General features: G+C 69.9%; 23 protein-coding genes. 17 read left to right on the top strand and 6 right to left on the bottom strand.

Annotation, left to right across the window (positions count from 1 at the left end):
* Positions 1 to 44 precede the first annotated feature (44 nt).
* The 5 genes from ACZ5PB_RS08365 to ACZ5PB_RS08345 all read left to right on the top strand — a co-directional run bounded on the left by ACZ5PB_RS08365 (position 45) and on the right by ACZ5PB_RS08345 (position 7,486).
* Positions 45 to 2,165 (top strand): beta-galactosidase, encoded by a 2,121-nt coding sequence (locus ACZ5PB_RS08365; RefSeq protein WP_468688977.1) that lies wholly within the window; start codon positions 45 to 47, stop codon positions 2,163 to 2,165.
* A gap of 89 nt (positions 2,166 to 2,254) precedes the next feature.
* On the top strand, positions 2,255 to 4,909 hold the full coding sequence (locus tag ACZ5PB_RS08360; RefSeq protein ID WP_468689550.1) for an RICIN domain-containing protein: 2,655 nt from the start codon (positions 2,255 to 2,257) through the stop codon (positions 4,907 to 4,909).
* A 101-nt stretch (positions 4,910 to 5,010) separates the two neighbouring features.
* Positions 5,011 to 6,009, top strand: coding sequence for an expansin EXLX1 family cellulose-binding protein (locus tag ACZ5PB_RS08355; protein WP_468688975.1), 999 nt, complete (start codon positions 5,011 to 5,013; stop codon positions 6,007 to 6,009).
* Positions 6,010 to 6,143: 134 nt separating this feature from the next.
* A complete protein-coding gene (locus ACZ5PB_RS08350; protein WP_468688973.1) occupies positions 6,144 to 6,674 on the top strand; it encodes a SigE family RNA polymerase sigma factor in 531 nt (176 codons plus the stop codon).
* Complete coding sequence (locus tag ACZ5PB_RS08345) at positions 6,671 to 7,486, top strand: hypothetical protein (protein ID WP_468688971.1); 816 nt, start codon at positions 6,671 to 6,673, stop codon at positions 7,484 to 7,486. The genes ACZ5PB_RS08350 and ACZ5PB_RS08345 overlap by 4 nt, the downstream gene beginning before the upstream one ends.
* A 31-nt stretch (positions 7,487 to 7,517) precedes the next feature.
* Here the strand turns inward: ACZ5PB_RS08345 and ACZ5PB_RS08340 are convergent, their stop codons facing one another.
* Together ACZ5PB_RS08340 and ACZ5PB_RS08335 are read right to left on the bottom strand one after the other, a co-directional pair.
* On the bottom strand, positions 7,518 to 8,375 hold the full coding sequence (locus tag ACZ5PB_RS08340) for an SMP-30/gluconolactonase/LRE family protein (protein WP_468688969.1): 858 nt from the start codon (positions 8,373 to 8,375) through the stop codon (positions 7,518 to 7,520).
* Positions 8,372 to 9,145 carry an IclR family transcriptional regulator gene (locus tag ACZ5PB_RS08335; protein WP_468688967.1) on the bottom strand — a complete coding sequence of 258 codons (774 nt, stop codon included), beginning with the start codon at positions 9,143 to 9,145 and terminating at the stop codon, positions 8,372 to 8,374. Before ACZ5PB_RS08335 ends, ACZ5PB_RS08340 begins: the two co-directional genes overlap by 4 nt.
* Before the next feature lie 275 nt (positions 9,146 to 9,420).
* Here ACZ5PB_RS08335 and ACZ5PB_RS08330 point away from each other — a divergent pair, with 275 nt between their 5' ends.
* The 8 genes from ACZ5PB_RS08330 to ACZ5PB_RS08295 all read left to right on the top strand — a co-directional run bounded on the left by ACZ5PB_RS08330 (position 9,421) and on the right by ACZ5PB_RS08295 (position 19,706).
* Entirely contained in the window at positions 9,421 to 10,575 is a 1,155-nt protein-coding gene (locus ACZ5PB_RS08330; RefSeq protein WP_468688965.1) for a mandelate racemase/muconate lactonizing enzyme family protein, read from the top strand.
* Positions 10,576 to 10,595: 20 nt separating this feature from the next.
* Positions 10,596 to 11,648 (top strand): zinc-dependent alcohol dehydrogenase, encoded by a 1,053-nt coding sequence (locus tag ACZ5PB_RS08325; protein ID WP_468688964.1) that lies wholly within the window; start codon positions 10,596 to 10,598, stop codon positions 11,646 to 11,648.
* 165 nt (positions 11,649 to 11,813) lie between these two features.
* Entirely contained in the window at positions 11,814 to 12,803 is a 990-nt protein-coding gene (locus ACZ5PB_RS08320) for a hypothetical protein (RefSeq protein ID WP_468688962.1), read from the top strand.
* A 3-nt stretch (positions 12,804 to 12,806) separates the two neighbouring features.
* The gene (gene chvE, locus ACZ5PB_RS08315; protein ID WP_468688961.1) at positions 12,807 to 13,958 is read left to right on the top strand and encodes a multiple monosaccharide ABC transporter substrate-binding protein; all 1,152 of its coding nucleotides are present in this window, start codon (positions 12,807 to 12,809) and stop codon (positions 13,956 to 13,958) included.
* A gap of 47 nt (positions 13,959 to 14,005) precedes the next feature.
* Complete coding sequence (mmsA, locus tag ACZ5PB_RS08310; RefSeq protein WP_468689548.1) at positions 14,006 to 15,547, top strand: multiple monosaccharide ABC transporter ATP-binding protein; 1,542 nt, start codon at positions 14,006 to 14,008, stop codon at positions 15,545 to 15,547.
* Between the two features lie 108 nt (positions 15,548 to 15,655).
* Positions 15,656 to 16,888 (top strand): multiple monosaccharide ABC transporter permease, encoded by a 1,233-nt coding sequence (gene mmsB, locus ACZ5PB_RS08305; RefSeq protein ID WP_468688959.1) that lies wholly within the window; start codon positions 15,656 to 15,658, stop codon positions 16,886 to 16,888.
* Between the two features lie 151 nt (positions 16,889 to 17,039).
* Positions 17,040 to 18,128, top strand: a complete 1,089-nt coding sequence (locus tag ACZ5PB_RS08300) for an aldose epimerase family protein (RefSeq protein ID WP_468688958.1) — start codon at positions 17,040 to 17,042, stop codon at positions 18,126 to 18,128.
* Between the two features lie 195 nt (positions 18,129 to 18,323).
* The gene (locus ACZ5PB_RS08295; protein WP_468688956.1) at positions 18,324 to 19,706 is read left to right on the top strand and encodes a lipase family protein; all 1,383 of its coding nucleotides are present in this window, start codon (positions 18,324 to 18,326) and stop codon (positions 19,704 to 19,706) included.
* A 96-nt stretch (positions 19,707 to 19,802) separates the two neighbouring features.
* Here ACZ5PB_RS08295 and ACZ5PB_RS08290 read toward each other — a convergent pair whose 3' ends face one another.
* Complete coding sequence (locus ACZ5PB_RS08290) at positions 19,803 to 20,540, bottom strand: oleate hydratase (RefSeq protein WP_468689546.1); 738 nt, start codon at positions 20,538 to 20,540, stop codon at positions 19,803 to 19,805.
* Between the two features lie 218 nt (positions 20,541 to 20,758).
* On the opposite strand from ACZ5PB_RS08290, the gene ACZ5PB_RS08285 reads away from it, so the two are divergent.
* Positions 20,759 to 21,520 carry an isocitrate lyase/PEP mutase family protein gene (locus ACZ5PB_RS08285; RefSeq protein ID WP_468688955.1) on the top strand — a complete coding sequence of 254 codons (762 nt, stop codon included), beginning with the start codon at positions 20,759 to 20,761 and terminating at the stop codon, positions 21,518 to 21,520.
* A 344-nt stretch (positions 21,521 to 21,864) separates the two neighbouring features.
* Here ACZ5PB_RS08285 and ACZ5PB_RS08280 read toward each other — a convergent pair whose 3' ends face one another.
* Entirely contained in the window at positions 21,865 to 22,167 is a 303-nt protein-coding gene (locus ACZ5PB_RS08280; protein WP_468688953.1) for a S1 RNA-binding domain-containing protein, read from the bottom strand.
* A 29-nt stretch (positions 22,168 to 22,196) separates the two neighbouring features.
* Positions 22,197 to 22,418 carry a hypothetical protein gene (locus ACZ5PB_RS08275; RefSeq protein WP_468688951.1) on the bottom strand — a complete coding sequence of 74 codons (222 nt, stop codon included), beginning with the start codon at positions 22,416 to 22,418 and terminating at the stop codon, positions 22,197 to 22,199.
* Positions 22,419 to 22,582: 164 nt separating this feature from the next.
* Between ACZ5PB_RS08275 and ACZ5PB_RS08270 the strand changes: the two genes are divergently transcribed.
* Positions 22,583 to 22,852 carry a hypothetical protein gene (locus ACZ5PB_RS08270; RefSeq protein WP_468688949.1) on the top strand — a complete coding sequence of 90 codons (270 nt, stop codon included), beginning with the start codon at positions 22,583 to 22,585 and terminating at the stop codon, positions 22,850 to 22,852.
* A gap of 111 nt (positions 22,853 to 22,963) precedes the next feature.
* Here the strand turns inward: ACZ5PB_RS08270 and ACZ5PB_RS08265 are convergent, their stop codons facing one another.
* Positions 22,964 to 23,224, bottom strand: coding sequence for a hypothetical protein (locus ACZ5PB_RS08265; protein WP_468688947.1), 261 nt, complete (start codon positions 23,222 to 23,224; stop codon positions 22,964 to 22,966).
* Positions 23,225 to 23,502: 278 nt separating this feature from the next.
* Between ACZ5PB_RS08265 and ACZ5PB_RS08260 the strand changes: the two genes are divergently transcribed.
* Positions 23,503 to 23,751 (top strand): hypothetical protein, encoded by a 249-nt coding sequence (locus tag ACZ5PB_RS08260; protein WP_468688946.1) that lies wholly within the window; start codon positions 23,503 to 23,505, stop codon positions 23,749 to 23,751.
* Between the two features lie 907 nt (positions 23,752 to 24,658).
* Positions 24,659 to 25,287, top strand: a 629-nt coding sequence (locus ACZ5PB_RS08255; protein ID WP_468688944.1) for an acyltransferase family protein, incomplete at its 3' end; no start/stop codon positions are given.

The following is a 25,287-nucleotide window of genomic DNA, read 5'->3' as shown; positions in this document are numbered from 1 at the left end:
GGCAGCCGGGGCACTCACGCTGTCGATTCCGAGGTGCATCCGACGTGTTCCCCCTGCCCCCGCGCGTCCTGTTCGGCGCCGCCTACTACCCCGAGTACCAGCCCCACGACCGGTTCAAGGAAGACCTCGACCTGATGGCGGAGGCGAAGTTCACCGTCATCCGGGTCGGTGAGTCGGTCTGGTCCACCTGGGAGCCGGAGAACGGCCGCTTCGAGCTCGACTGGCTCACCCCGGTGCTCGACGGGGCGCACGCCCGCGGCATCTCCGTCGTCCTCGGCACCCCCACCTACGCCGTGCCGCCCTGGCTGGCCCGCCAGTACCCGGAGATCGCCGTCGAGCCCACCACCGGGCGGCCCACCGGCTGGGGCGCCCGCCAGGAGGCCGACTTCACCCATCCCGCCTTCCGCTTCCACGCCGAACGCGTCACCAGGGCGATCCTCGCCCGCCATGCCGCCCACCCGGCCGTCATCGGCTTCCAGGTCGACAACGAGCCCGGTCTGCGCCTGCCGCACAACCACGGCGTCTTCCAGCGGTTCACCGACCACCTGCGCCAGAAGTACGGCGACGTGGAGACCCTCAACCGCGAGTGGGGCCTGGTCTACTGGTCGCACCGCCTGTCCACCTGGGCCGACCTGTGGAAGCCCGACGGCAACCAGCAGCCGCAGTACGACGTCGCCTGGCGGGCGTTCCAGGCGCGCCTGACCACCGAGTTCATCGGCCGGCAGGCGGACATCGCCCGCGAGTACGCCCGCCCGGACCAGTTCGTCACCACCTGCCTCTCCTACGCCCACCCCGCGCTGGAGGACGACGAACTCACCGACGCTCTGGACGTCACCGCGGGAAACCCCTACTACGACCTCCAGGACGCCCTCAGCCTGCCCGACCCCACCCCCCTCACCCACGAGCAGCAGTGGAAGACCACCGGTGTGTGGGCCCTGTACCGCAGCGCCGACCGGATCTTCTCCTCCCGCCAGGAGCCCTTCCTGGTCACCGAGACCAACGCCCAGGCCATCAGCGGCACTTCGGACAACCGCCCCGGCTACGACGGGCAGTGGCGGCAGGCCGCGTGGGCGCTCGTCTCGCGCGGCGCGCGGATGATCGAGTACTGGCACTGGCACACCCTGCACTTCGGCACCGAGACACACTGGGGCGGAGTGCTGCCGCACAGCGGGCGGCCGGGCCGGGTGTACGCCGAACTCGCCGCGCTGGGCGCCGAGTTCGAGCACGTGGGCGATCTCTTCGCCGGGATCACACCCGATGCCGACATCGCGATGGTGCACTCGACGCCCAGCCAGTGGCTGATGGAGAAGTACCCGCCGCTGGCGAGCGCGGACGGCTGTCCGGACTCCGCCTCGTACCAGCGCATCTTCGATCCCTTCTACCGGGGCGCGTTCGAGTCCGACCGCCAGGTGCGCGTCCTGCACGCCCGCCAGCTGCACGACGCCCGGGGCGAACGGGACGGCCTGGCGCCCGAGGTGGCCGCCGCACGCCACCCCGCCCTGGTCGTCCCCGGCCTGTACCTGGCCGAGGACTCCCTGCTCGACTGGTTCGAGGCGTACGCCGCCGCGGGCGGCCACCTCGTCCTCGGCCCCCGCACCGGCTACGCGGACCACGAGGCGCGGGCCCGCCCCGAACCGGCCCCCGCCCGGCTGACGGCCGCCGCCGGGGTGTCGTACGACGAGTTCAGCAACCTCTCCGGCGCGCTCCGGCTGCACGCCGCACCCGGCAGCCCCCTGCACCTCGACGGCGACGCGACCGCGACCCACTGGGTGGAGGGCCTCACCGTCACCGACGCGACGGTGCTGGCCGGGTACAACCACCTGCACTTCGGCCGCTGGCCCGCCGTCACCACCCGCCCGCACGGCACGGGCCGGGTGACCTGCGTCGGTACGGTGCCGGGGCGCGGCCTGGCCCGGTCGCTGGCCGCCTGGCTGGCGCCCGCCCCCGTCAGCGGCTGGGACGAGCTGCCCGAGTCCGTCACGGTGGCGACCGGTACCTCCCCGGACGGGCGGCGCGTCCATGTCGTGCACAACTGGAGCTGGGAGCCGGAGGACGTTCCGGCGCCCGCGCACCTGGTCGACGCCCTCGACGGCACGGCCGTCGCCGCAGGTGAGCCGGTGTCTCTCGGCGCCTGGGACGTACGGATATTCCGCGCGCGGCAATGAGTCCGAACCGGGCGGCAACCTTTTCCGCGGCGGCGGCAACGAGGAGGCGACCCCCAGGAACGAAGCAAGGACCACCCCCCATGAACGAGATGGACCCCCGCGCCGACGGCGGACGGCGGCGCGCCCACGCGGCCGCCCCCGAGCAGCGCGCCCGTGGACGCCACCGCCGGCGCAGGACGACCCTGGGTCTGGCGCTGGGCGTGACCGGTGTGCTCGGCCCGTACCTGCTCTTCGTACAGGACGACGCGGACGCCGCAGCGGTGGACCCCGGCGCGTACTACACCCTGGTGTCGGTACGGAGCGACAAGGTGCTGGACGTGCCCGGGGCGGCCACCTCGGACGGCGTCCGGATACGGCAGGCGGGCCGCGTCGCCGGTGCCGCGAGCCAGCAGTGGCGGCTGCGGCCGGTGGGCGACGGCTACTACGAGTTGGAGAACCGCACCAGCCGCAAGGTCCTGGGCATACCCGGCGATGCCACCCACGCGACTGCCGCCGTCGAGCAGCAGACCGACCGTGATTCCGCCGCACAGCAGTGGAAGCTGGAGGAAGTGGGCGACGGGGCGGTGAAGTTCGTCTCCCGCAGGACCGGCCTGGTGCTGGACGTGCGGGGCGGCTCCCGCGACGAGGGCGCGCCGCTCATCCAGTTCACCGACCGGAACACCGCCAACCAGCAGTGGAAGCTGGTGAAGGACTCCGCTTCGCAGGGCGGCTACAGCTGGAACAACGCGCAGATCGTCGGCGGCGGATTCGTCACCGGGCTGGTCTTCCACCCCACCCGCAAGGACCTGCTGTACGCCCGGACCGACATCGGCGGCGCCTACCGCTGGGACACGACCGCGGGCCGGTGGACCTCGATGACCGACTGGATCGGCGGGGACGACTGGAACCTGCTGGGCATCGAGAGCCTGGCGACCGATCCCGTCGACCCGGACCGCGTGTACCTCGCGAGCGGCCACTACACCAACGGCTGGGCGGGCAACGGCGCGATCCTGCGCTCCACCGACCAGGGCCGGACGTTCCAGCGCACCGACCTGCCGTTCAAACTGGGCGGGAACGAGGACGGCCGGTCCATGGGCGAGCGGCTGGTGGTGGACCCCGCCGACCACAGCAAGCTGTACCTGGGCACCCGCAAGAACGGGCTCTGGCGCAGCACCGACTTCGGGGTGACCTGGAGCCAGGTCGCGAGCTTCCCCGTCAAGGACGGTGCGAGCAGCGGGGTCGGCCTGTCCTTCGTGACCTTCGGCCCGTCCGGCAGCAGGACCCTCTACGTCGGGGTGGCCGACAAGGGCACCTCGCTGTACCGCTCCACCGACAACGGCGGCAGCTGGCAGCCGGTACCGGGCCGGCCCAAGGGGGAGTTGCCGCACCACGGGGTGCTCTCCGGTGACGGTTCGCTGTATCTGACGTACACCAACGAGCCCGGCCCGAACGGGGTGACGGGCGGTTCGGTGTGGAAGCACACCCCGGCCACCGGGGCGTGGAAGAACATCTCGCCGTCCAGCGGCACCTACGGATTCGCCGGGCTGGCCGTCGATCCGCGGCGCCCGTCCACAGTGATGGTCACCACGCTGGGCCGTTGGTGGCCCTCGGACGAGCTGTACCGGTCGAACGACGGCGGTGCCTCCTGGAAGGCGCTCGGCGCCACCTCGGTACGGGACAACTCCGCGGCGCCGTACGTCGGCAAGGGCATCGGCCACTGGATGGGCGCCTTGGCCATCGACCCCTTCGACTCCGGGCACGTCCTGTACGGCACCGGGTCGGGGATCTGGGGCAGCAAGGACGTGACCGCGGCGGACAAGGGCGGCAGGACCCACTGGACGGTTCCGGCCAAGGGTCTGGAGGAGACCGCGACCCTCGGGCTGATGAAGCCGCCCGGCCAGCCGCTGATCAGCGCGCTCGGCGACGTCAGCGGCTTCCGGCACGAGGACCTGACCAAGGTTCCCGCCAAGGCTCTGTCGGGACCGCTGTTCACCAACACCACCGGTATCGACTTCGCCCAGTCGAAGCCCGCGTTCATGGCGCGGGTCGGGCTCGGCCACGAGCAGCACGGCGCTTACTCGACCGACGGCGGGGCCCACTGGGCCGCGTTCGCCGGGGTACCGGTGAACGGCGCGCGCGGCGGCAGCGTGGCGGTCGCGGCGGACGGGTCCACCCTGATCTGGACCGCCGAGGGACAGCGCCCGCACCACTCGACCGACCGGGGTGCGACCTGGACGGCGGTCACGGGGCTTCCCGCGGACACGGCCGTGGTGGCCGACCGTACGGCCGCGCGCACCTTCTACGCCCTGAGCGGCGGCACCCTGTACGCCAGCACCGACGGCGGCCGCAGCTTCAGCGGCCGGGCCACCGGCCTGAGCAACGGCCTGGGCACCGGCCCCCTCAAGGCCGCCCCGGGCGCCGCCGGTGACCTGTGGATCAGCGCCGGGGACGGCGGTCTGCTGCACTCCACCAACGGCGGGGCGAACTTCACCAGGCTCAGCGGCGTGCAGAAGGCGTCGGGCATCGGCTTCGGCAAGCCGGCCCCGGGGGCCCGCCACCAGGCGCTGTACCTCAGCGGCACGGTGAAGGGCGTCACCGGGCTGTTCCGGTCCGACGACGGCGGCACCGCCTGGGTCCGGATCAACGACGACCGCAACCAGTTCGGCGGCAGCTCCATCAGCGTCATCTCCGGCGACCCCGACAGGTACGGCCGGGTCTACGTCGGCAGCTACGGCCGAGGCGTGGTGTACGGCGACCTCTCCTGACTGCGCCCCCCGGCGAGAACCGGGGCGGCAACCTTTCCGCCTCCGGCGGCCACTGAAGAACACCACGTCGACACGTAGAACCGAACGGATGGACCCCACGGATGGACCCGAGGACGACCACGCAGCACGGCACTCCCCCGCCACGGCGCAGACACGGACGCGGACCGGCCCTCGGTGTTCCGCTGGTTCTGGGCACCGTCGCCCTTCTGGGCTGCCTGCTCCTCGCGTTCCTCCCCGGGAGCGGGGACGGCTCCGGGGCCCCCGCCGGTGACTCGGTCGCGGCCGCCCCGGCGACCGTCCCGCCCCTGACCGGTTCCCCGGCCATGACGGCCCACCCCATGAACGTACCGACGAAGCCGCCGTCCACCGGCCCGTCGACTCCGTCGCCCACCGTGACCCCGACGCCGTCGGCCGGGCCCGGCCCGCGCAAGACGTCCGCCGCGCCCCCGGCCGCCGCCGGGTCCGTGTCCTCCGCCGGTTCCCTGGCCGGACGGATCAAGCCCAAGGTCGCCTACCGGGGCGTCGCGACCGCCTACGAGGCGGCCGACGGGAACGGCGCCTGCCTGTACGGCCCGGCCCCCGACCTCATGGTCGCGGCGATGAACCACACCGACTACGAGTCGGCCAAGGCCTGCGGGGCGTACGTCCGCGTCCGTGCCGCGAGCGGGGCCTCCCTGACGGTACGGATCGTCAACGAGTGCCCGCTGCCCTGCGCACCCGGACAGCTCGACCTCAGCCAGCAGGCCTTCGCCAAACTAGCCGACCTCAAGGTGGGCCGTATCCCGATCACCTGGGAGCTGCTCAGCCCCGCCGCCGCCGGGCCGATGTCCCTCCGGTACAAGACGGGTTCCAGCCCCCACTGGTGTGCCGTCCAGGTGATCGGTCACCGCAACCCGGTGGCCACGCTCGAATTCCGTACGGCGGACGGCTGGCGGCGGCTGCCCCGCTCCTCGTACAACTACTTCCTCTCGCCCAGCGGCAGCGGATGCGGCGGGTCGATCAGGATCACCGACATCCACGGGCAGCGGCTGACCGTCGACGGGATCGCGGTGAAACCGGACGTCGTCCAGTCGGCCCGCGTCCAGTTCGCCCGGCACTGACCGTGCCCCCGTCCAAGGTCACGGCGGAGTTTCCGGAGCCCACCTCCGGGCGGCCGCGGTGACGGCCGTTGTTACGCTCAAGCCGGTATTTGACGCACAAAATACAAAATGCAGGGAGAGGGCGACCGAGGGAAATGCTCCTCGACGACGCGTCCGCGGAGTTCCACGACTTCTTCGAACGCCACTACGCCGAACTGGCCCGATTCGCCCATCTCCTCACCGGCGAGACGGACGCGGCCGACGACCTGGCCGCGGACGCGCTGGTCGCTCTCTGGCAGCGCTGGGGCCGGCTCCGTCAGGCTGACCACCCGTTGGCGTACGCCCGCGGCGTGGTGGCCAACATGGCGCGCGAACGCATCCGCAGCGCGGTGCGCGAAAGACGCCGGGTCGCCCTGTTCTGGTCCCGCAGTCCGGAGCGGACCGAGGGGCCCGACGTGGCGTCCGTGCTGGACGTACGCGCGGCGCTCGACCGGCTGCCGTTCCGCAAGCGGGCGTGCGTGGTGCTGCGGCACGCCTTCGACCTGTCGGAGAAGGACACCGCGGCAGCACTGGGCATATCGGTCGGTACGGTAAAGAGCCAGACCTCCAAGGGGATGGCGGAGCTGGAACGGACGCTCGGCGTGCGAGCGGCCGGGGAACTGATGGCAGGGAGGAGGAACCGGTGAACGACGACATCAACCGGCGGCTGCGCGAGGCCGCCGAGGCCCATCAGCCCGACCGCGCGAGGATCCTGGCCCGGGTGGAACGCGGCGAGTCCGGCCCCACCGTCCGGCACCACGCCCCGGCGGTCGCGAGGTCGTGGCCCAAGGCCGCCCTCACCGGCCTCGCCGCCGCCGGCATCCTGGCGACCGGCACGCTCGCCGTCGCCGGGATCGTCCGGACCCCGCCGCCGACCGGCACCCCCACCGCTCCGGCCGCCCCTCCCCCTCCCACCGCCGCCTCCCCCACCCCCACTCCGACGCCCCCCTCGCCTCCCCGCGACTCCCCCGCCTCCCCTCCCCCCGTCACCCGTCCCCCGACCGGCTCGCACCCCACCGGATCGCACCCAGCCAGCCCGCCTCCCGCGTCGAATGCCCCCCGCGCACAGAGCGGCCCCTTGTCGTCGAACGGCGCGGTGGATTCCCACAGCACCCGCTACTGGGCCCAGAGCAACCTGCTCCTCACCACCACCCGGCCGCTCACCTCCCTCACGGTGGAACTCCGCATCGCCGCGACCGGTGGTGTACGGGACACCGGGAACTGGCGCACGCTGCCGAGCGACGACTTCACCGTCACCGTGCAGGAGTCCGGGGGCGGACTTCTCTACCGCTGGACCCTCAAACCCGGTCGCACCGTGCCGGCCTGGCAGCACACCTTCGCCGCCCAGTACAACCACGCCCCCGGCACCCGCGACGCCTCGGCCGACAGCTACCGCGTCGACGCACGGTCCTCGGACGGCCCCGTCTCGGTCCGGGGAGGGTTCGTACCGGCGCCGTGACCGCCCGCCGGCCGAAGACACCGCCGGGGTGTCACGCCCCGAAGGCCGGGGACGGCAGCCCCTGCCCCGCGTCCGGGACCACGAGCAGGGATCCCGCCTGCGGGTGCGGGCGGCTCTGGCCGGTGCGGGCGGTGGTGATGTAGAGGTCGCGCAGGTGGGGGCCGCCGAAGGCGCAGGCGGTGGGGCGGGGCACGGGGAGGTGGACCGTACGGTCGAGGCTGCCGTCGGGGGTGTAGCGGCGGACCTGGCCGCCGTCCCACAGGGCTACCCAGACGCAGCCTTCGGCGTCGACGGTGAGCCCGTCGGGGAATCCGGCGCCGGGTTCGATCTCGACGAACGGACGTCTGCCCGTGGGGAGGTGGTCCAGCAGGTCGCACACGTCGATACGGCGGGTGGGGCTGTCGATGTAGTAGACGCGGGGGCTGAGCGGGCACCAGCCGACGCCGTTGCTGACGGTCACGGAGTCGAAGAGGACGGTGGGTCCGGCGGTGGCGGGGCCGATGCGCAGCAGGTGGCCGCCGCCGGAGGCTTCGTCGTAGCGCATCGTGCCCGCCCACAGGGAGCCGTCCGGGGCGACCGCCGCGTCGTTGCCGCGCCTGCCGGGCACCGGGTCGTGGTGCAGCCAGCCGAAGCTCCCGTCGGGAGAGTAAACAGCCACTCCGTCACGGAGGTTGACGACAAGTCCGCCGTCAGCGGTCGGCTTCGCGGCGCCCACGTGCTGTTCGGTGGCCATGACGGTGCGGCGGCCGGTGCCGGGGTCATAGGTGTGAACGCGGGAGCCGAGGATGTCGACCCAGATCAACCGGCCCGCCGCCCGGTCCCAGGTGGGACCCTCGCCGAGCGCCGCGTGCTCCCGTACCGCCGTCTCCACCCGCGTACGCATCCTCATCCCAGACGCCCTCGGTGACCGAGCCGCAGCGAGAGGTCGGCGGCGCCCTTGGCAGCCAACTCGGCCAGTTCCGCGCCGCGTTGCTCGCTCCACCGGGTCATCGGAACCGACACCGACAGGGCGGCGACCACCCGGCCCGCGCTGTCGTGCACGGGGGCGGCGACGCAGCTGACGTCCGGGTTGGACTCGCGGTGCTCGGTGGCCAGGCCGCGGGCACGGATCTCGGCCAGGGCCTGCTGGAGGGCTTCGGGGTCGGTGATGCTGTGGGGGGTCATCGCGACGAGTTCCCTGCCGTCGACGCGGGAGCGGAGTTCGGCCTCCGGCAGGGAGGCGAGCAGCATCTTGCCCACGGAGGTGCAGTGCGCGGGAAGCTTGCGGCCCGCGGCGGAGACCATGCGCACCGCGTGGGTGGAGTCGACCTTGGCGATGTAGATGACGTCGGTGCCCTCCAGGACCGCGACGTGGACGGTCTCGTCGCAGGTCTCGGCGACCTCGCGGGCGACCTGCTGCCCCTCGGCCGCGAGGTCGAGCTGCTCGGCGTACCGGCTGCCCAACTGGTAGGTGCGCACGCCCAGTCGGTAGCGGCCCGGCTGCTCGGAAGTGGTGACCAGGTAGTTGCGGGCAGCGAGGGTGGTGACGAGTTCGTGGACGGTGGTACGCGGCAGACCCAGCTTGCGGGTGATGTCCGGCGCGGAGAGCGTACCGTCGCCCTCCAGGAACAGTTCGAGTATGTCCAGTGCTCTGGTCACTGCGGGAACATGACGTCCCATGTCCGTCCACCCACCCTCTGCGTCGTGGTCGTTCGATGTCTTGGGCGTTCGAGATTCCGGCTGTCGGCCAGTATGCCGAACGCAGATTAGCCCCCGGCGAGACCGCCGGGCAACGGGCCCACCCTCCGTGACGGGCATGATCCTCATGAGCGATCCCTGCGTGATCCATTGACACCCTTCGGAGTCACTGGCTACGGTCACGCCAACATTTCGAACGTGTGTCGAAATATCGAACAACTGCCAAGCTCCACTCCGGCTCAGAAGGAGCAACTTCCGTGCGCATCACGGGCATTACCACCCATGTCGTCGGGACCCCCTGGCGCAACCTCACCTACGTCGTCGTACACACTGACGAGGGACTGACCGGGGTCGGCGAGACCCGCATGCTCGGGCACACCGACGCCCTGATCGGCTATCTGAACGAGGCCGCCCCCCACCACATCGTCGGCGCCGACCCCTTCGACACCGAAGCCCTGGTACGCCGCATGAAGTACGGCGACTACGGGCGGGCCGGCGAGATCGTCATGTCGGGCATCGCGTGCGTCGAGATGGCCTGCTGGGACATCAAGGGCAAGGCCCTGGGCGTGCCGGTCTGGCAGTTGCTCGGCGGAAAGGTGACCGAGCGCGTCAAGGCGTACGCCAACGGCTGGTACACCACCGAGCGCACCCCGGAGGCGTACCACAAGGCCGCGAAGGCGGTCGTGGAGCGCGGCTACCGGGCCCTGAAGATCGACCCGTTCGGGACCGGCCACCTCGAACTCGACGCCGAGCAGAGCCGGTACGCGGTCTCCCTCATCGAGGCGGTACGGGACGCCATCGGCCCGGACACCGAACTCATGCTGGAGATGCACGGCCGCTTCAGCCCCGCCACGGCGGTACGTCTGGCCAGGGAGCTGGCCCCCTTCAAGCCCGCGTGGCTGGAGGAGCCGGTGCCGCCGGAGAACCTCAAGGCGCTGGAGAAGGTCGCCGCGAAGGTCGACATGCCGATCGCAACGGGCGAGCGCATCCACGACCGGATCGAGTTCCGCGAACTCTTCGAGTCGCAGGCCGCCGACATCATCCAGCCGGACCTGGGCCACATCGGCGGCATCGCGGAGACCCGCAAGCTCGCCGCGACCGCCGAGACGCACTACACGCTGGTCGCCCCGCACAACGTCGGCGGCCCGGTCCTGACCGCCGCCTCCCTCCAGGTGGGCTTCTCCACCCCGAACTTCAAGATCCTGGAACACTTCAACGACTTCGCCGACGCGGAGATCAAGAAGGTCGTCAAGGGCGCCCCGCAGGTCGACCCGGAGACCGGCTGCTTCGAGATCTCGTACGCACCGGGCCTCGGCGTCGAGCTGGACGTCGACGCGGCGGCCGAATTCCCGCAGCAGCAGGCGCGCTTCGACCTGTGGGCCGAGGGCTGGGAGAAGCGAGCCCCCAAGTGAGCCCGAAAGCGAGCCCGAAAGTGAACCGCGATGCTGTCCGGGATCCGGGGCCGGCGGCCGTCCTCACCCGTTCGATCGTCATCGACCGGCCCGGCGAACACCTCCTCACCGAGGGAGAGACAGCGGCCCCCGGGCCCGGCGAGGTGCTGGTCAGGGTCGCGGCCGCCGGGATCTGCATGAGCGACCGCGAGGTGTACGACGGCCACCGCGACCCCGGCTTCGTACGCTATCCGCTGGTGCCGGGACACGAGTGGTCCGGCACCGTGGAGGCGGTCGGCGCGGGCGTGGACCCGGCGCTGGTTGGCCGCAGGACCGTCGCCGAGGGGTTCAGGGCGTGCGGTACGTGCGCGCGCTGCCGGTGCGGCGAAACGAGCCTGTGCACCAGCGGGTACGCGGAGACCGGCTTCACCGAACCGGGAGCCTTCGCGGACCGTCTCACGGTCCCCGCACGGCTGTTGCACCTCCTCGACGACGACGCGGACCTGCGCGCCGCGGCCCTGCTGGAGCCTGCCGCGGTGATCGCCGCTGCGGTACGGACCGGTCGGCCGAGCCCCGGCGAGCGGATCGCGGTGGTGGGCGCGGGCACCCTCGGGCTGCTCGCCGTACAGCTCCTCGCGGCGTCCTCGCCCGCCGAACTGACAGTGGTCGACCCCCGGCCGGCACGCGGGCAACAGGCGCGGCGGTTCGGTGCGACGCAGGCTCTGACGCCGGACGAAGCCCGGTCGGCGCACGGGCACTTCGACCTGGTGGTGGAGACGGCGGGCGCACCGACCACCGCCGCCTCGTCCTGCCTGCTGGCGCGGCGGGGCGGACGGGTGGTGCTGACCGGGATGTTCGCGCCGGGCGCGACCGGCATCGACCCGGTGCACCTCTCGCTCAGCCAGTTGGAGCTGCGCAGCGTCTTCGGGGCGCCGTCCTCGGCCTGGTCGGACGCGGTCCGGGCGTTCGGCATCGGGCTGATCGACCCTGCGCCGCTCATCACCCACGAGTTCCCGCTGGAGCGGTTCGCGGAGGCGATCGCACTGGTGGGCGGGGGCGACCCCCGGACCGGGAAGGTGCTGCTGCGGCCGTAGCCACGGCCCGGCCGGCCCTCCCTCCTCGACCGTGCGGCGGTTCGGGGTGCACCCGATGCCTCCTTACCGCCGCACGCACCACCTCCGCACGCACCACCTCCGCAGCCCCGCACGACCATTCCCCCGACCGATGTTCGAAAACTCGAACAGAACTTACGGAGCGCCATGCCCGATACACCTGCCGACCTCCCCCGCCGTCCCGGTGCCGACGCCCTCGCCCGGATCGGCCACCCCTTCCCCGGCACCGACCCCGCCGACACCTCCGCGCACACCTTCCCCGACGGCGGCACCTGGCGCACCGAGATCCCGTCGGTGGAAGGGCCGGAAGCGCTCTCGGTGGTACTGAAGGAGAGCGTCGGACTCGGCGTCCCCGTGCACCGGATCAGCCAGGGCTCCGGCATCTGGATGCTCACCGACGCCGAGATCACCGAGATGGTCGACACGTGCGCGGCGCACGACATCGAGCTGTGCCTGTTCACCGGACCGCGCGGCACCTGGGACACCGGCGGCTCCACCCGTACCGACTCCGGCGGCGGCGGGCTGCGTGCCCGGGGTCACGACGCGCTCGCCGGATGCGTCGAAGACGCCGTACGCGCAACCGAGTTGGGGGTGCGCTGCCTGCTCGTCGCCGACGAGGGCGTGCTCTGGAGCCTGCACCGGATGCGCGTGGCCGGGGTACTGCCCGCCGACACCACGTTCAAGCTGTCCGCGCTCACCGGACCGGTCAATCCCGCCTCGTACGCGGTCTACGAACGCCTCGGCGCGGACTCCCTCAACGTGCCCTCCGACCTCACCCTCGACCACCTCACCGAGATCCGCCGGGTCAGCGGCGCACCCATGGACATGTACGTGGAGGCTCCGGACGATCTCGGCGGCTACATTCGGATGTACGAGGTCGCCGAGCTGATCCGGCGCGGCGCCCCGCTCTACCTGAAGTTCGGGCTGAGCCGCTCCCCCGGCATTTACCCGTACGGTGCGCAACTGCGGGACACCGCACTCGCCTCGGCGCGCGAGCGTGTCCGGCGCGGCCGCCTCGTGCTCGACCTGCTGGCCCGGCACGGGGCGGACGGCGGCATGTCGCCGCTGGGCTCCCGGCTGCCGGGGGCGCTGAACCGCTTCCCCGCCCCGGACTCCCCCACCCCGGAAGGGCACTGACCCATGCGCACCCGCACCACCCGCACCCGCACCCGCACCCGCAGCCTCACGCTCACCACCTCCCTCACCCTCACCGCCCTCCTCGTCGGCTCCCTCACCGCCTGCGGCCAGGAGGCGCGGGGCGGCAGCCGCTACAAGGCCGACACCGGCAAGGGCGGCACCATCGGGCTGGCGATGCCCACGAAGGCGTCCGAGCGCTGGATCGCCGACGGCCAGAACATGGCGAAGCAGTTCCAGCAGGCCGGGTACCAGACCGACCTCCAGTACGGCGACAACAAGGCCGAGAACCAGATCGCCCAGATCGAGAACATGATCACCAAGGGACGCAGGCTCCTGGTCGTCGCCGCGGTCGACGGCTCGGCGCTCACCGAGGTCCTCCAGCGCGCGCACGACGCGGGTATCCCCGTGATCAGTTACGACCGGCTCATCCTGGGCTCTCCGTACGTCGACTACTACGCGTCCTTCGACAACGCGCGGGTCGGCGAGCTCCAAGGCAAGTACATCGTCGACAAGCTGAAGCTGGGCGAGCCGTCGAAGGAGGCGGCGAAGCGCGAGAAGCACTCGATCGAGCTGTTCGCGGGTTCCCCCGACGACAACAACACCAAGTACTTCTGGGGCGGCGCCCTGAAGGTCCTCCAGCCGTACCTGACGAGTGGTCAACTCGTGGTGCGCAGCGGGCAGAACAAGATGAGCCAGGCCACCACCCAGGGCTGGGACGGCGGCACCGCGCAGAAGCGGATGGACGACCTGATCAGCAAGAACTACGGCGAACAGCGGGTGGACGCGGTGCTGTCCCCGTACGACGGCATCTCGATCGGCATCATCTCCGCCCTGAAGAGCGCGGGTTACGGTTCCGCTGCGCAGCCGCTGCCGGTCATCACAGGGCAGGACGCGGAACTGGCGTCGGTGAAGTCCATCATCGGCGGCGAGCAGACGCAGACCGTCTTCAAGGACACCCGGAAGCTGGCCGCGCAGGCGGTGGCGATGGGAGACGCCGCACTGAACGGCAGGAAACCGCAGGTCAACAACACCACTGACTACGACAACGGCAAGAAGGTCGTGCCGTCGTACCTGCTGAAGCCGGTGAACATCGACAAGTCGAACACCCGACTCCTCGTCGACGAAGGGTACTTCACGGCTGGGCAGCTCAAGTGACCGGCCCCGCCGCAGAGGCTCCCGCGGCCAAGGCCCCCGTACTGGACATGCGCGGCATCACCAAGGCCTTCCCCGGCGTCAAGGCGCTCTCCGACGTCAACCTGACCGTCCGCGCCGCCGAGATCCACGCGATCTGCGGGGAGAACGGGGCCGGGAAGTCGACCCTGATGAAGGTGCTGAGCGGGGTGTACCCGCACGGCTCCTACGAGGGCGAGATCCTCTTCGAGGGCGAGCCGGTGGCCTTCAAGGACATCCGGGCCAGCGAGCGCCGGGGCATCGTGATCATCCACCAGGAACTGGCACTCGTCCCGTACCTCTCGATCGCCGAGAACATCTTCCTCGGCAACGAACAGACCGGCGGCAGAAGGGGATTCGTCGACTGGAACGACACCCTGCGCCGTGCGAGCGCCCTCCTCAAGCGGGTCGGCCTGCCCGACAGGCCACAGACGCCGGTCGCCGACATCGGCGTGGGCAAGCAGCAGTTGGTCGAGATCGCCAAGGCGCTCGCCAAAGAGGTCAAGCTGCTCATCCTCGACGAGCCGACGGCCGCCCTCAACGACGACGACAGCGCGAAACTCCTCGACCTGATCGTGGAACTGCGCGATCAGGGCATCGCCTGCATCATCATCTCCCACAAGCTGAGCGAGATCCGGCAGATCGCCGACAGGGTGACCGTGCTCCGCGACGGACGCACCATCGAGTCCCTGACCGTTCGTCACTCTCCTTCCTCGGCACCGGAGTTGTCGGAGGACCAGATCATCCGTTCCATGGTGGGCCGCGACCTGGACCACCGCTTCCCGGACCGCAGTACGTACCGGGGCGAGGACGCGGGCAGTATCGCGCTCGCGGTCTCCGGCTGGACCGTCCGCCATCCCGTGGACCACCAGCGCCTCGTGGTCGACGACGTCTCCCTGACCGCCCGGCGGGGCGAGATCGTCGGCATCGCGGGCCTGATGGGCGCGGGCCGCACCGAACTCGCCATGTCCGTCTTCGGGCGCAGTTACGGCCGGTACGAGGCCGGGCGCGTCGAGGTCGGCGGCCGCGAGGTGAGCACGAGGACCGTACCGGCGGCGATCGAGGCGGGTCTGGCGTACGTCACCGAGGACCGCAAGCAGTACGGCCTCAACCTCATCGACAACATCAACCGCAACATCTCCCTCGCTTCGCTGCCGGGGATGCGGCGGCGCGGCGTGGTCGACGAGCATCACGAACGGCAGGTCGCCGAGCGCTACCGCACCTCCATGAACATCAAGACCCCCACGGTCTTCGAGCAGGTCGGACGGCTCTCCGGCGGCAATCAGCAGAAGGTCGTGCTGAGCCGGTGGATCCACGCCGACCCCGAGGTCCTGATCCTGGACGAGCCGACGCGCGGGATCGACGTCGGCGCCAAGTTCGAGATCTACACGGTCATCGACCAACTGGCCGCCCAGGGCAAGGCAGTTGTCTTCATCTCCTCCGAGCTGCCGGAGCTGCTGGGGATGTGCGACCGGATCTACACGATGGCCGAGGGGCGGCTGACCGGCGAGGTCGCCCGCGCGGACGCCACCCAGGAGTCCCTGATGCGCCACATGACGAAAACCCGCACCTGACGGCCCCGCCGCCTGCCCCTCCGCGTCTGCCCCTCCGCATCTGCCGCCCCGCCCTGACGCCCGCCGCGTACCCGACCTACGACCATGAACCGAAGCTGAGGCCCCGCCATGACCACCACGACACCACTCCGCAAGGGCGCGCCCGACGAGCCCGGACCCGCCCGCCCGTCGGCCGCAGCCGCGCTGCTCGACAGCGTGCGGTCGAACATGCGCCAGTACGGCATGCTCGTCGCCCTGCTCTTCATCGTCGTCCTCTTCCAGATCTGGACCGACGGCACCCTCCTCCTCCCCAACAACGTCTCCAACCTGATCCAGCAGAACGGCTACATCCTCATCCTGGCCATCGGCATGATGATCGTCATCATCGCCGGCCACATCGACCTCTCCGTCGGCTCACTGGTCGCCTTCGTCGGTGCGATGTCCGCCGTGATGATGGTCAAACACGACATGCCCTGGGTGCTGGCCCTGGTCCTGTCGCTCTGCATCGGCGCGGTCGCGGGAGCCTGGCAGGGCTTCTTCATCGCCTACGTCGGCATCCCGTCCTTCATCGTCACCCTCGCCGGAATGCTGCTCTTCCGCGGCCTCACCCAGATCGTCCTCGAAGGCCAGTCCCTCGCCCCCTTCCCCGAGGGATTCCAGAACATCGCCAAGGGCTTCATCCCCGAGATGGGCCCCTACACCCAGTACCACAACCCGACCCTGGTCCTCGGCGCACTCGCACTCACCGTCCTCATTCTGCGCGAAGTACGCGACCGCAAGCGGCAGTTGGCCTACGGGCTCGACGTCGTGCCGATGAACCTGTGGATCACCAAGTGCGTGGCCATCGCGGCGGCCGTCATCGCGTTCACCCTCACGCTCGCCAGCTTCCACGGCGTCCCCGTCGTCATGCTGATCATGTGCGCGCTGCTGATCGGGCTGGGGTACGTGATGCGCAACGCGGTCATCGGCCGCCACGTCTACGCCCTCGGCGGCAACAAGGCGGCGGCGAAGCTGTCGGGCGTCAAGGACAAGCGCGTCATCTTCCTCGTCTTCGTCAACATGGGCGTCCTGGCCGCCCTCGCGGGCTGCGTCTACGCGGCACGCCTCAACGCGGGCACCCCGCAGGCCGGTCTCAACTTCGAACTCGAAGCCATCGCCGCCTCCTTCATCGGCGGTGCCTCCATGAGCGGCGGCGTCGGCACGGTCATGGGCGCCGTCATCGGCGGACTCGTCCTCGGCGTCCTCAACAACGGCATGTCCCTGGTCGGCATCGGCACCGACTACCAGCAGGTCATAAAGGGCCTGGTCCTCCTGGCCGCGGTCGGCTTCGACATCTGGAACAAGCGCAAGGCCGGCCGCTGACGCGACGTCACCTGTCCTCCAGGGAGCGGAACATGAACCCCAGCAGACGATCCGTACCCGGCGCCGCCGCCGCGGCCCGCCCCACGGCGGCTGCCGCCGGGACCTCTCGTACCCACGCAAGACGCCGTACGCACAGGTGGGCGCCCGCATCATGTCGTACGCACAGGTGGGCGCCCGCATCATGAAGCCCATCCGCGAACACTTCGGCACCCTCCCCGACGGCACCCGCGTCGACCGCTGGACCCTGGAGATGGGGGGCACCCGCCTGAAGGTCCTCTCCTACGGCGGCGTCGTCCAGTCCCTCGAACTCCCCGACCGGCACGCCACGTACGCCAACGTCTCCCTCGGCTTCGACCACCTCGACGGCTACCTCACCGCCAGCACCTTCTTCGGCGCACTGATCGGCCGGTACGGCAACCGGGTCGCGAAGGGGCGCTTCACCCTGGAGGGCGCAGAGCACCAGCTCGTCGCCAACGAAGGCCCCCACAGCCTGCACGGAGGCCCCCAGGGCTTCGACAAGCGCGTGTGGGCCGTCGAGCCCTTCCACAGCCCCTCCGGAGTCGGCGTGCACCTCCGTCTGGTGAGCCCCGACGGCGAGATGGGCCATCCCGGCACCCTGCGCGTGAAGGTCACGTACACCCTGACCCCCCACGGCGACTGGCGCATCGACTACACGGCCACCACCGACCGGGCCACCGTCGTTAACCTGACCAACCACACCTACTACAACCTCGCGGGGGAGGGCAGCGGCGACATCCTCGACCACCAACTCACCCTGGAGGCAAGCAGGTTCCTCCCCACCGACGCCGACCTGATACCCACCGGCATGCTGTCCCCGGTCCCGGGCACACCCTTCGACTTCCGTACGGCGAAGACCGTCGGCGAGGACATCCGCGCGTCCCACCCCCAGCTCGTCACCGCGAAGGGCTTCGACCACACCTGGGTACTGGACAAGGGGCTCACCGGCCACCCGGAACACTTCGCCACCCTGCGCGACCCGGGCTCCGGACGCACGATGCACATCGCGACGACGGAGCCCGGGGTGCAGTTCTACTCGGGAAACTTCCTGGACGGCACGCTGACCGGCCCCTCGGGCCGCACCTACCGGCAGGGCGACGGACTCTGCCTGGAGACCCAGCACTTCCCGGACTCCCCGAACCGTCCGGCGTTCCCCTCGACGGTGCTTCGCCCGGGGCACACGTACCGCTCGACCACGGTGCACAGCTTCTCCGCGCGCTGACCGGGCGCGTGCTCGCTTCGCCGCCGAACGCCGAACCGGCCCCCGTTCGGGGCCGTCGAGTCACACGGTCTTGTGAGAACACTGGTCAACAGGCGTACCCCTTGGTAACTTTCGGCACTGTTACCGCTAGGTAACACCCCCCGAAACACCACCCCCCGCCATCCCCGTGTTCCATGAGCCGAATCCGAGGGAACCATGCACCGCACCGCACCGGGCAAGCTGGCCGCCGCCGTCGTCACCGTCCTGGCCGTCACCGCCGTCACCGCCGTCCCCATGGCCGCCACCGCTTCGGCCGCCCCGCAGGCCGCTTCGGCCCCCCACAGTGCTGCCAGCACCGCCGCCGCTTCCGCGAAGGACCCCTTCTACGCGTACGACGGCAGCAAGCCCCTCTCCGAATACGCGCCGGGTGACGTGCTGAAGACGCGGACGCTCAAGTACCACGTCCTCGGCATCGCGACGCCGGTCAGAGCGACCCAGCTTCTCTTCCGTACGGTCGACGCCCAGGGACGGCCGTCCGCCGGGGTGACCTCGGTGGTCCGCAGCCCGAACGGCGACAGCACCAAGGCCGTCTCGTACCAGTCCTTCTACGACTCCCTCGACCCCGAGCACGGGCCCTCCCGCGCCATCGCCGGTGATGTCTCCCTCGGCGGGGCGATCGCCAACGGCGAGTCCCTGCTCATGGCCCCGCTGCTGCTCGCGGGCTACAACGTCGTCATCCCGGACACCGAGGGGCAGACCGCCAACTTCGCCGCCGGACCGGAGTACGGAACGAACACCCTCGACTCGATCCGGGCCGCGAGCAAGGCCCCGGAGACCGGGCTGAACTCCACGACCCGCTTCGGGCTCGCCGGGTACTCCGGCGGGGCGATCGCCACCCACTGGGCAGCCGTCCTCGCACCGAGCTACGCGCCGGACGTCAACAAGAGACTGGTGGGGTACGCCGAGGGCGGGCTGCTCGTGAACCCGTCCCACAACCTCAAGTACATCGGCGGCAGTGCGATCTGGGCGGGCGTCGCGCCCATGGCCGTCATCGGGGCGGCCCGTGCGTACGACATCGACTTCACGCCCTACCTGAACGACTACGGCCTGAAGGTCTTCAAGAAGTTGGAGAAGGCTTCGATCGCCAATGCGCTGGGCCAGTACCCGGGTCTGACCTGGAAGAAGATGGTGAAGCCGCAGTACGCCGACCCGAACTCGGTGAAGCCCTTCGTCGAGGCGGTGAACAAGCTCAACCTCGGCTCGGCCGCGACCCCGCAGATCCCCGGCTACATCGCGCAGGGCAACGGGGGCGTCTTCGAGGGCACCCTCAGCAACCTCCCGGGCATCGGGCGGGGCGACGGCGTGATGGTCGCCGGTGACGTGCGGGCGCTGGCGCGGCAGTACTGCGACAAGGGCAACACGGCGGTGAAGTACCAGCAGTTCGAACTGCTGAGCCACGTCGGAGCCGCCGTTCCGTGGGCACCCACCGCACTGGGCTGGCTGAACGACCGCTTCGCGGGCAAGAAGGCCCCCTCGGACTGCGGCCGCATCCCGGCGGGGAACTCTCTGGAGCCGGAGGTTCCGACGGACGGTTCCTGACGGCGGTTTCCTGGCGCCACGTACCAGGGCGAGTGGAGGCGGCCAGCACGACTCGGCAGTCGTGCTGGCCGCCTCCACGGCGGGCCTACGGGTGTGTCAGCGACGGTACATGGTGGCGAGTGCTTCCACCAGGACCTTCGGGTCGTGACCGCCCTTGTAGACGGGCGGAGGCTGCTTGTCGAGCTTGAGGAGCGTGGCCACGGCCGCCCATGCGGTGCGTACGGAGTACTCGACGGTGAACACCACGTCGTCGGCGACTTCCGCGTACTGGCCGATGAAGGCGAGGTTGGTGGAGCCCGCGGGGACGACCTGGTCGGCGAGCCACTTCACCAGCGGGCGCACGATCGAGTCGTACTGGTTGAACCGGGTGCGGTAGATCCCCGACATGGAGTCGAAGGACTTGAACAGGTGGATGAACCGGTTGAGGTAGCGGCGGAACTCGATGGCACTGTGCCAGGGCTCGAAGGCGAACGTGGTGCACCACATCCACCAGAAGTCGGTGTCGAAGAACCCCGGGCCGAAGCAGTCGGTGATCCGCTTGCCGTCGAGGTGCTTCTCGGGGGTCGCCACGCACGTGACCAGTTCCAGCCGGTCGCGCTCGGAGAAGCCCATCGAGTGCGAGGGAACGACCTTGCCGTTCGCGTCCACCAGGCGTGCGTGGTCGTCCCAGGCGAAGTCCTCGTGGAAGGCGAAGGTGTCGTCCGTGACCGACTTCGACGGATCGTCCAGTGAGGGGATCGAGGACGGCAGGTCGTAGGTGCACTCGAAGTGGATCTCGAACATCCGGCCGCCGCGCATGGTGTAGCTCGTCTCCGGCGATCCCGCCGCGTCCAGGCTGCCGCCGGTACGGTCCTGCTCCTCCAGCCCTCCAGGATGACGATGTCCGGGCCCGCGAACGAGCCCTCCCGGATCAGGAACGCCGCCGCCGACAAGGACACAGAGGACGCCCCGCGCGCAGGCCCGAGCCCGCCGACCAGGAGGAACCCCAGGAGGAATGGGGATCCCCCAGGTGGCCCCGCGGAATCTTCCGTTCAGGGAGTAGCGTCTCCGGCATGGACTTTCACACCACTGTTGAACGCGCTCAGCGCCTCAAGAAGCTGCACGCCGAGTACAAGCCGCTCGTCCTCCCGACGGTCTGGGACGTCTGGTCCGCCAGGACGGCGGCCGCCGCCGGGTTCCCCGCTCTGACCATCGGCAGTCACCCGCTCGCCGATTCCCGGGGAGCCGAGGACCATGAGGGGCAGACCTTCGAGGAGGTTCTCGCCGCCGTCAGGCCGATCATCGCGGCGGTCGACGTCCCCGTGTCCGTGGACCTGGAAGCAGGGTACGGACAGGAGCCCGCGGACCTGATCGCCGGACTCACCGAGGCCGGCGGCGTCGGTCTCAACCTTGAGGACACCGTCCACTCCGCCGGCGGACGCGTACGCACCACGCCCGAGCACGCGCAGTACATCGCAGGTCTGCGCGCGGCGGCGGACAAGGCGGGGATCCCGGTCTGGATCAACGGGCGCACCGACCTCTTCATGCACGCGCCGGACGCATCGGCCGTACTCGACGAGGCGCTCGACCGGCTGCGGGCCCTGGAGCAGGCCGGCGCCGACAGTGTCTACCCCGTGGGCATTCAGGACAACGACGACCTGCTCACGGCGGTCACCGGCGCTCTCGGCATTCCCGTGAACTCCACCGCCCATCCCGTCAAGCACGACCTCGCGCGCTTCCGCCGCCTCGGCGTCGGCCGGATCACCTACGGCCCCCTGCTCCAGTTCGCGATGGCGGACGCGATGAAGAGCACGCTCGCACCCTGGGCGCCCTGAGCTTGCCCTACCGCTCTGACCACGGGCCGGGGGCGGCACCTCAGTCTGCGAAAACAAGGTTCGCCGCTCACGGCGCGAGCCCGAGCGACGTGGGCCCGTGACCTCAGGAATGCGGAACGGGCTCACGGCCGGGTCGGCGTTGATGAGGCGATACACGAACTCCGAGATCGTCATGTCGAACCGTCACCACTCCTAGCTGGGGCCCATTCGGCCCAGCACAGGCCACGTGGCAGGTTCTTCACTGCTCGGCACCGCTCTCACCGACCTGGGGCGTGTGCCTTGCTTTGGCTGAGCAGTCGTTCAAGAGCACTCGGGCGAGGGAACCGTCGCGGGACCGCTGCACGTCACACGCCGGCGGATGAGCCTTGTCGTCGGGAGAGGGACAGCCTGCGTCGCTCGCGGTCGATCTCGGTGACGACCACCGTGATCGCGTCGCCGACCTGGACGACATCTGCCGACGTCTCCACCGGTGTCCAGGCGAGCTCGCGCAGGTGAACCAGTCCCTCGATCCCGTCGGCGACGTTGATCCGGCTGTCGGATGCCCGGTTGTTGGCGTACGCGAGGATCGCGGGGTTTCCCACGTACCCGGACAGCAGGCCCATGGCGCGCTCTCTGCTCTGTCCGAGCCACTTGGCGCCGAGCACCATCAGGAAGTAGCTGACGAAGGCGCCCAGGGTCAGGACTCGGCGTAACGCACCGTCACCGCGAGGGTGGTCGCGACCTGGCGGGTGGTGCGCAGGCGCAGCCCGAGGGTCCGCAGCGAGTCCCAGCTGGACAGGAACGGGAAGCCCGTGACGCGCTGCTCCGGGCGATGCGGACCTCGGAGAAGCCAGGGGTGGTCAGTTCCACCGAGTACGAGGACACCAGTGCCCCCCGCGCCGCCGCCTTTCACACCCACACGCAGGACGCTGCCCAAGCCGGCATGGCGGAGCCGCCCAGGACAACCGTGCTGCACACTCTCGGCTGAGCGCGATGCTCTCCACTGCCAAGGTGGGAGTGACCTTTCTGCGGTCAGACGGGTTAGGGGGGCGATCATCCAAGCCTCCCTGACTGGAGCACAGAATGCCCCGTACCCGTAGCCGTCTGGCTGTGGCCGTGCTGGCCGCCGCCGGTCTCCTCGCCGCCGCATCGCCCGCGCTCGCGTACTGCCCCGAACCGCTCTCCCCCGAGAACTTCACCCGCTTCCTCCAGGAATCAGCGGACGACCAGCAGCGCATCCTCGAAGACCCGGAGTACCGCCACGTATGGCAGAACTGCCTGCCGCCCGACCGTGTCGAACCGAACATCTTCGGCCCCGGATACGCCTGCATCCCCGAGGGCGCCGTCCAGTAGAACCCACCTCTGCACCCGCCAGCGGTGGCCGCCGATCTGGGCCCAAAGAGGTCTCGGACCCCGTCGACGCCGTCGCGGAAGCAGGCTTCTGGGCGAGGGTGGCGGGGGGGCTCAGAGTTCCATGACGGTGGTCTGCGCCAGGTCTGGTCCCGCGACGATGGCGCGGGCCTCTTCGTCGCTGAACTCCCTGGTATCCCCATCGTGTACCAGCAGTCCGTGTCCCGGCAGAGCACGCAGGGCTCTGGCCTGAGCGGTCACAGTGTCGCGCAGCACACGGATCACGTCGGCGTCTGCACGCTGCTGCTCGCGCAGGGAGCGTACGTCAATCTCCAGCAGTTCCAGGCGGCGCATCAGGTCCTCTATGCCAGTCATGCAAGAAGTATCCGTCTGCCGACTGCCAGTTCAGGGGAGTTGAAGATACTTCCCCGGGTTCCTTCGTCGTGGCCTGCCCGAGAAAGCAGAAGCCACGAGCACCCACGACCAGACCGCTCTCACGAACGCCAGCTCAACTCAATCACTCCCAACGAGCCGGACCCATCTCTCTTTCGGCCTACCGGCACCCCTGCGGGAGGGGTGCCCCTGTGTATTTGGCCAAAGGGCGAGGGCCGTAGGTTCGTGTGGTCGAGGGTGAGTTGTAAGGGGTTGGGCGTATGAGCGAGAACCAGATCACGATCAAGCTCACGAGCGATCAGGCACTGGTGTTGTCGGACTGGCTGGAGAAACTCCAGATGACGGACCTCAGGCGTGTCATCGACGATCCGGCCGTGTGGTCACTGATCCATCGCATCGCCGGAACGTTGGACAAGACGCTTCCTGAGCTGTTCGCGGCGGACTACGGCCAGCGGCTTGAGGCGGCTCGTCAGCGGCTTCGGGCGGAGGGCGATACCGCTCCTCGCTGAGCACGATGGCCGGCCGGTTCCGGCCTGTGATCGCGGTCAGGTGGATTCGGTCAACGAACCCGTAAGGCCCGGTGGGTTGTCTGCGGGTGCCATGCCCCGCTGCGAACCCCCTGGGGTGCCCATGTCTTCGCGTTCCGCTCGTCGCGCCGCCCCCGACGAGGCGCCCCGCCCGTCACAATTCGACCGCGCTCGGTAGTGCCCGGCGACGGGTGTTTGCCGGTTCGGATGGCCGTCTGGCGTGCGCAGGCCGCCGGACCGCCGCACTGGTTCCGGCCGTGGTGGCCACTCCCCCGGTGGCCGACCCGTCCGGGTACGCCGAACTCCTCACCCCGTGCGGGCGCCGACCGCCACCGCGGCATCGGAGAAGTCGACCGAGCCCACCAACACATCAGGCAACTACCAAAACACACAGATCAGTTCAACAGAGCAGACTCATAGGCTGCTTGCTTTGCGGACCAGCCGATCACACACCCGGGATGATCTACGCCTACGAAAATCTCGCCAAAGCCACTTCACGAGCACGCGGACACCAGGACAACCGGCCCGGACGCGGGGGCGGAGCCGGAGGACTCAGCGGCTCCCGCGCCTGCCAGCCCGGCGGCGGCAGATCTCCGGTAGTAACTCCACCCTCCCCGGCAACACCTGGAACACCCTCAAGCTCAGGAAGGCCACCGGCTGACCCTGCGTAATACGGCTACTGCCTGCCCTGATGTACGTGGGGGCAGGCAGCGGCACTTCGAGTCAGGTCGTCGCCACCGTGTGAGTCGCACCACTGCGCATCCGATTTGACGGCATATCAGATCGGCTCGCGTGTGCGAGTTGCGCACTCTTTCCTTACATTCTCACTACCCCTACTGATGCTTCTCCCGCGCACGCGGGCCACCCTCCGGCACAACGAAGGCACGACATGACCGAACGCCGGACGGCACCCCCCAAGAACAGACTCAGCGCGCTGGACGGACTGCGGCTTATCGCCGCACTGATCGTGGTCCTCTACCACTACGTGGCACTGAGCCACGCCTGGGGACACAAACCCGCCACGATCTTCCCGACTCTCTTCGACTTCGCCCAGTTCGGCTGGCTCGGCGTCGAACTCTTCTTCCTCATCAGCGGATTCGTCATCCCCATGAGCCTGTGGGGGCGCACCGTCGGTGAGTTCGCGGTCTCCCGGGTCACACGGATCTTCCCCGCGTACTGGGTCGCTGTGCCCGTCACCGCGCTGTTCCTGAAGGCGTGGCCGGAGGTGTTTCCCATCAAGGGGTGGGACCACGTCATCGTGAACATGACGATGCTGCAGGCGGGCAACGGGACACCGGACATCGACCATGTCTACTGGACGCTGTTCGTGGAGCTGAAGTTCTATCTGCTGATCGCGGTGGTGATGCTGTTCGGGATCACGTACCGCAATCTGCTGGTGTTCTGCGCGGTGTGGACCGTGCTCACGGCGATCGGGCCTTCGCTGCACAGCGAGTTCGTCAGCGTCTTCGTCATGCCGATCTACGCCCCGTACTTCATCGCGGGCATGTGCTTCTTCCT

This window comes from Streptomyces sp. NPDC032721 (assembly GCF_055579625.1).
Note: the sequence above shows the minus strand (reverse complement) of the source record. Positions and strands in the feature narration are given on the sequence as shown.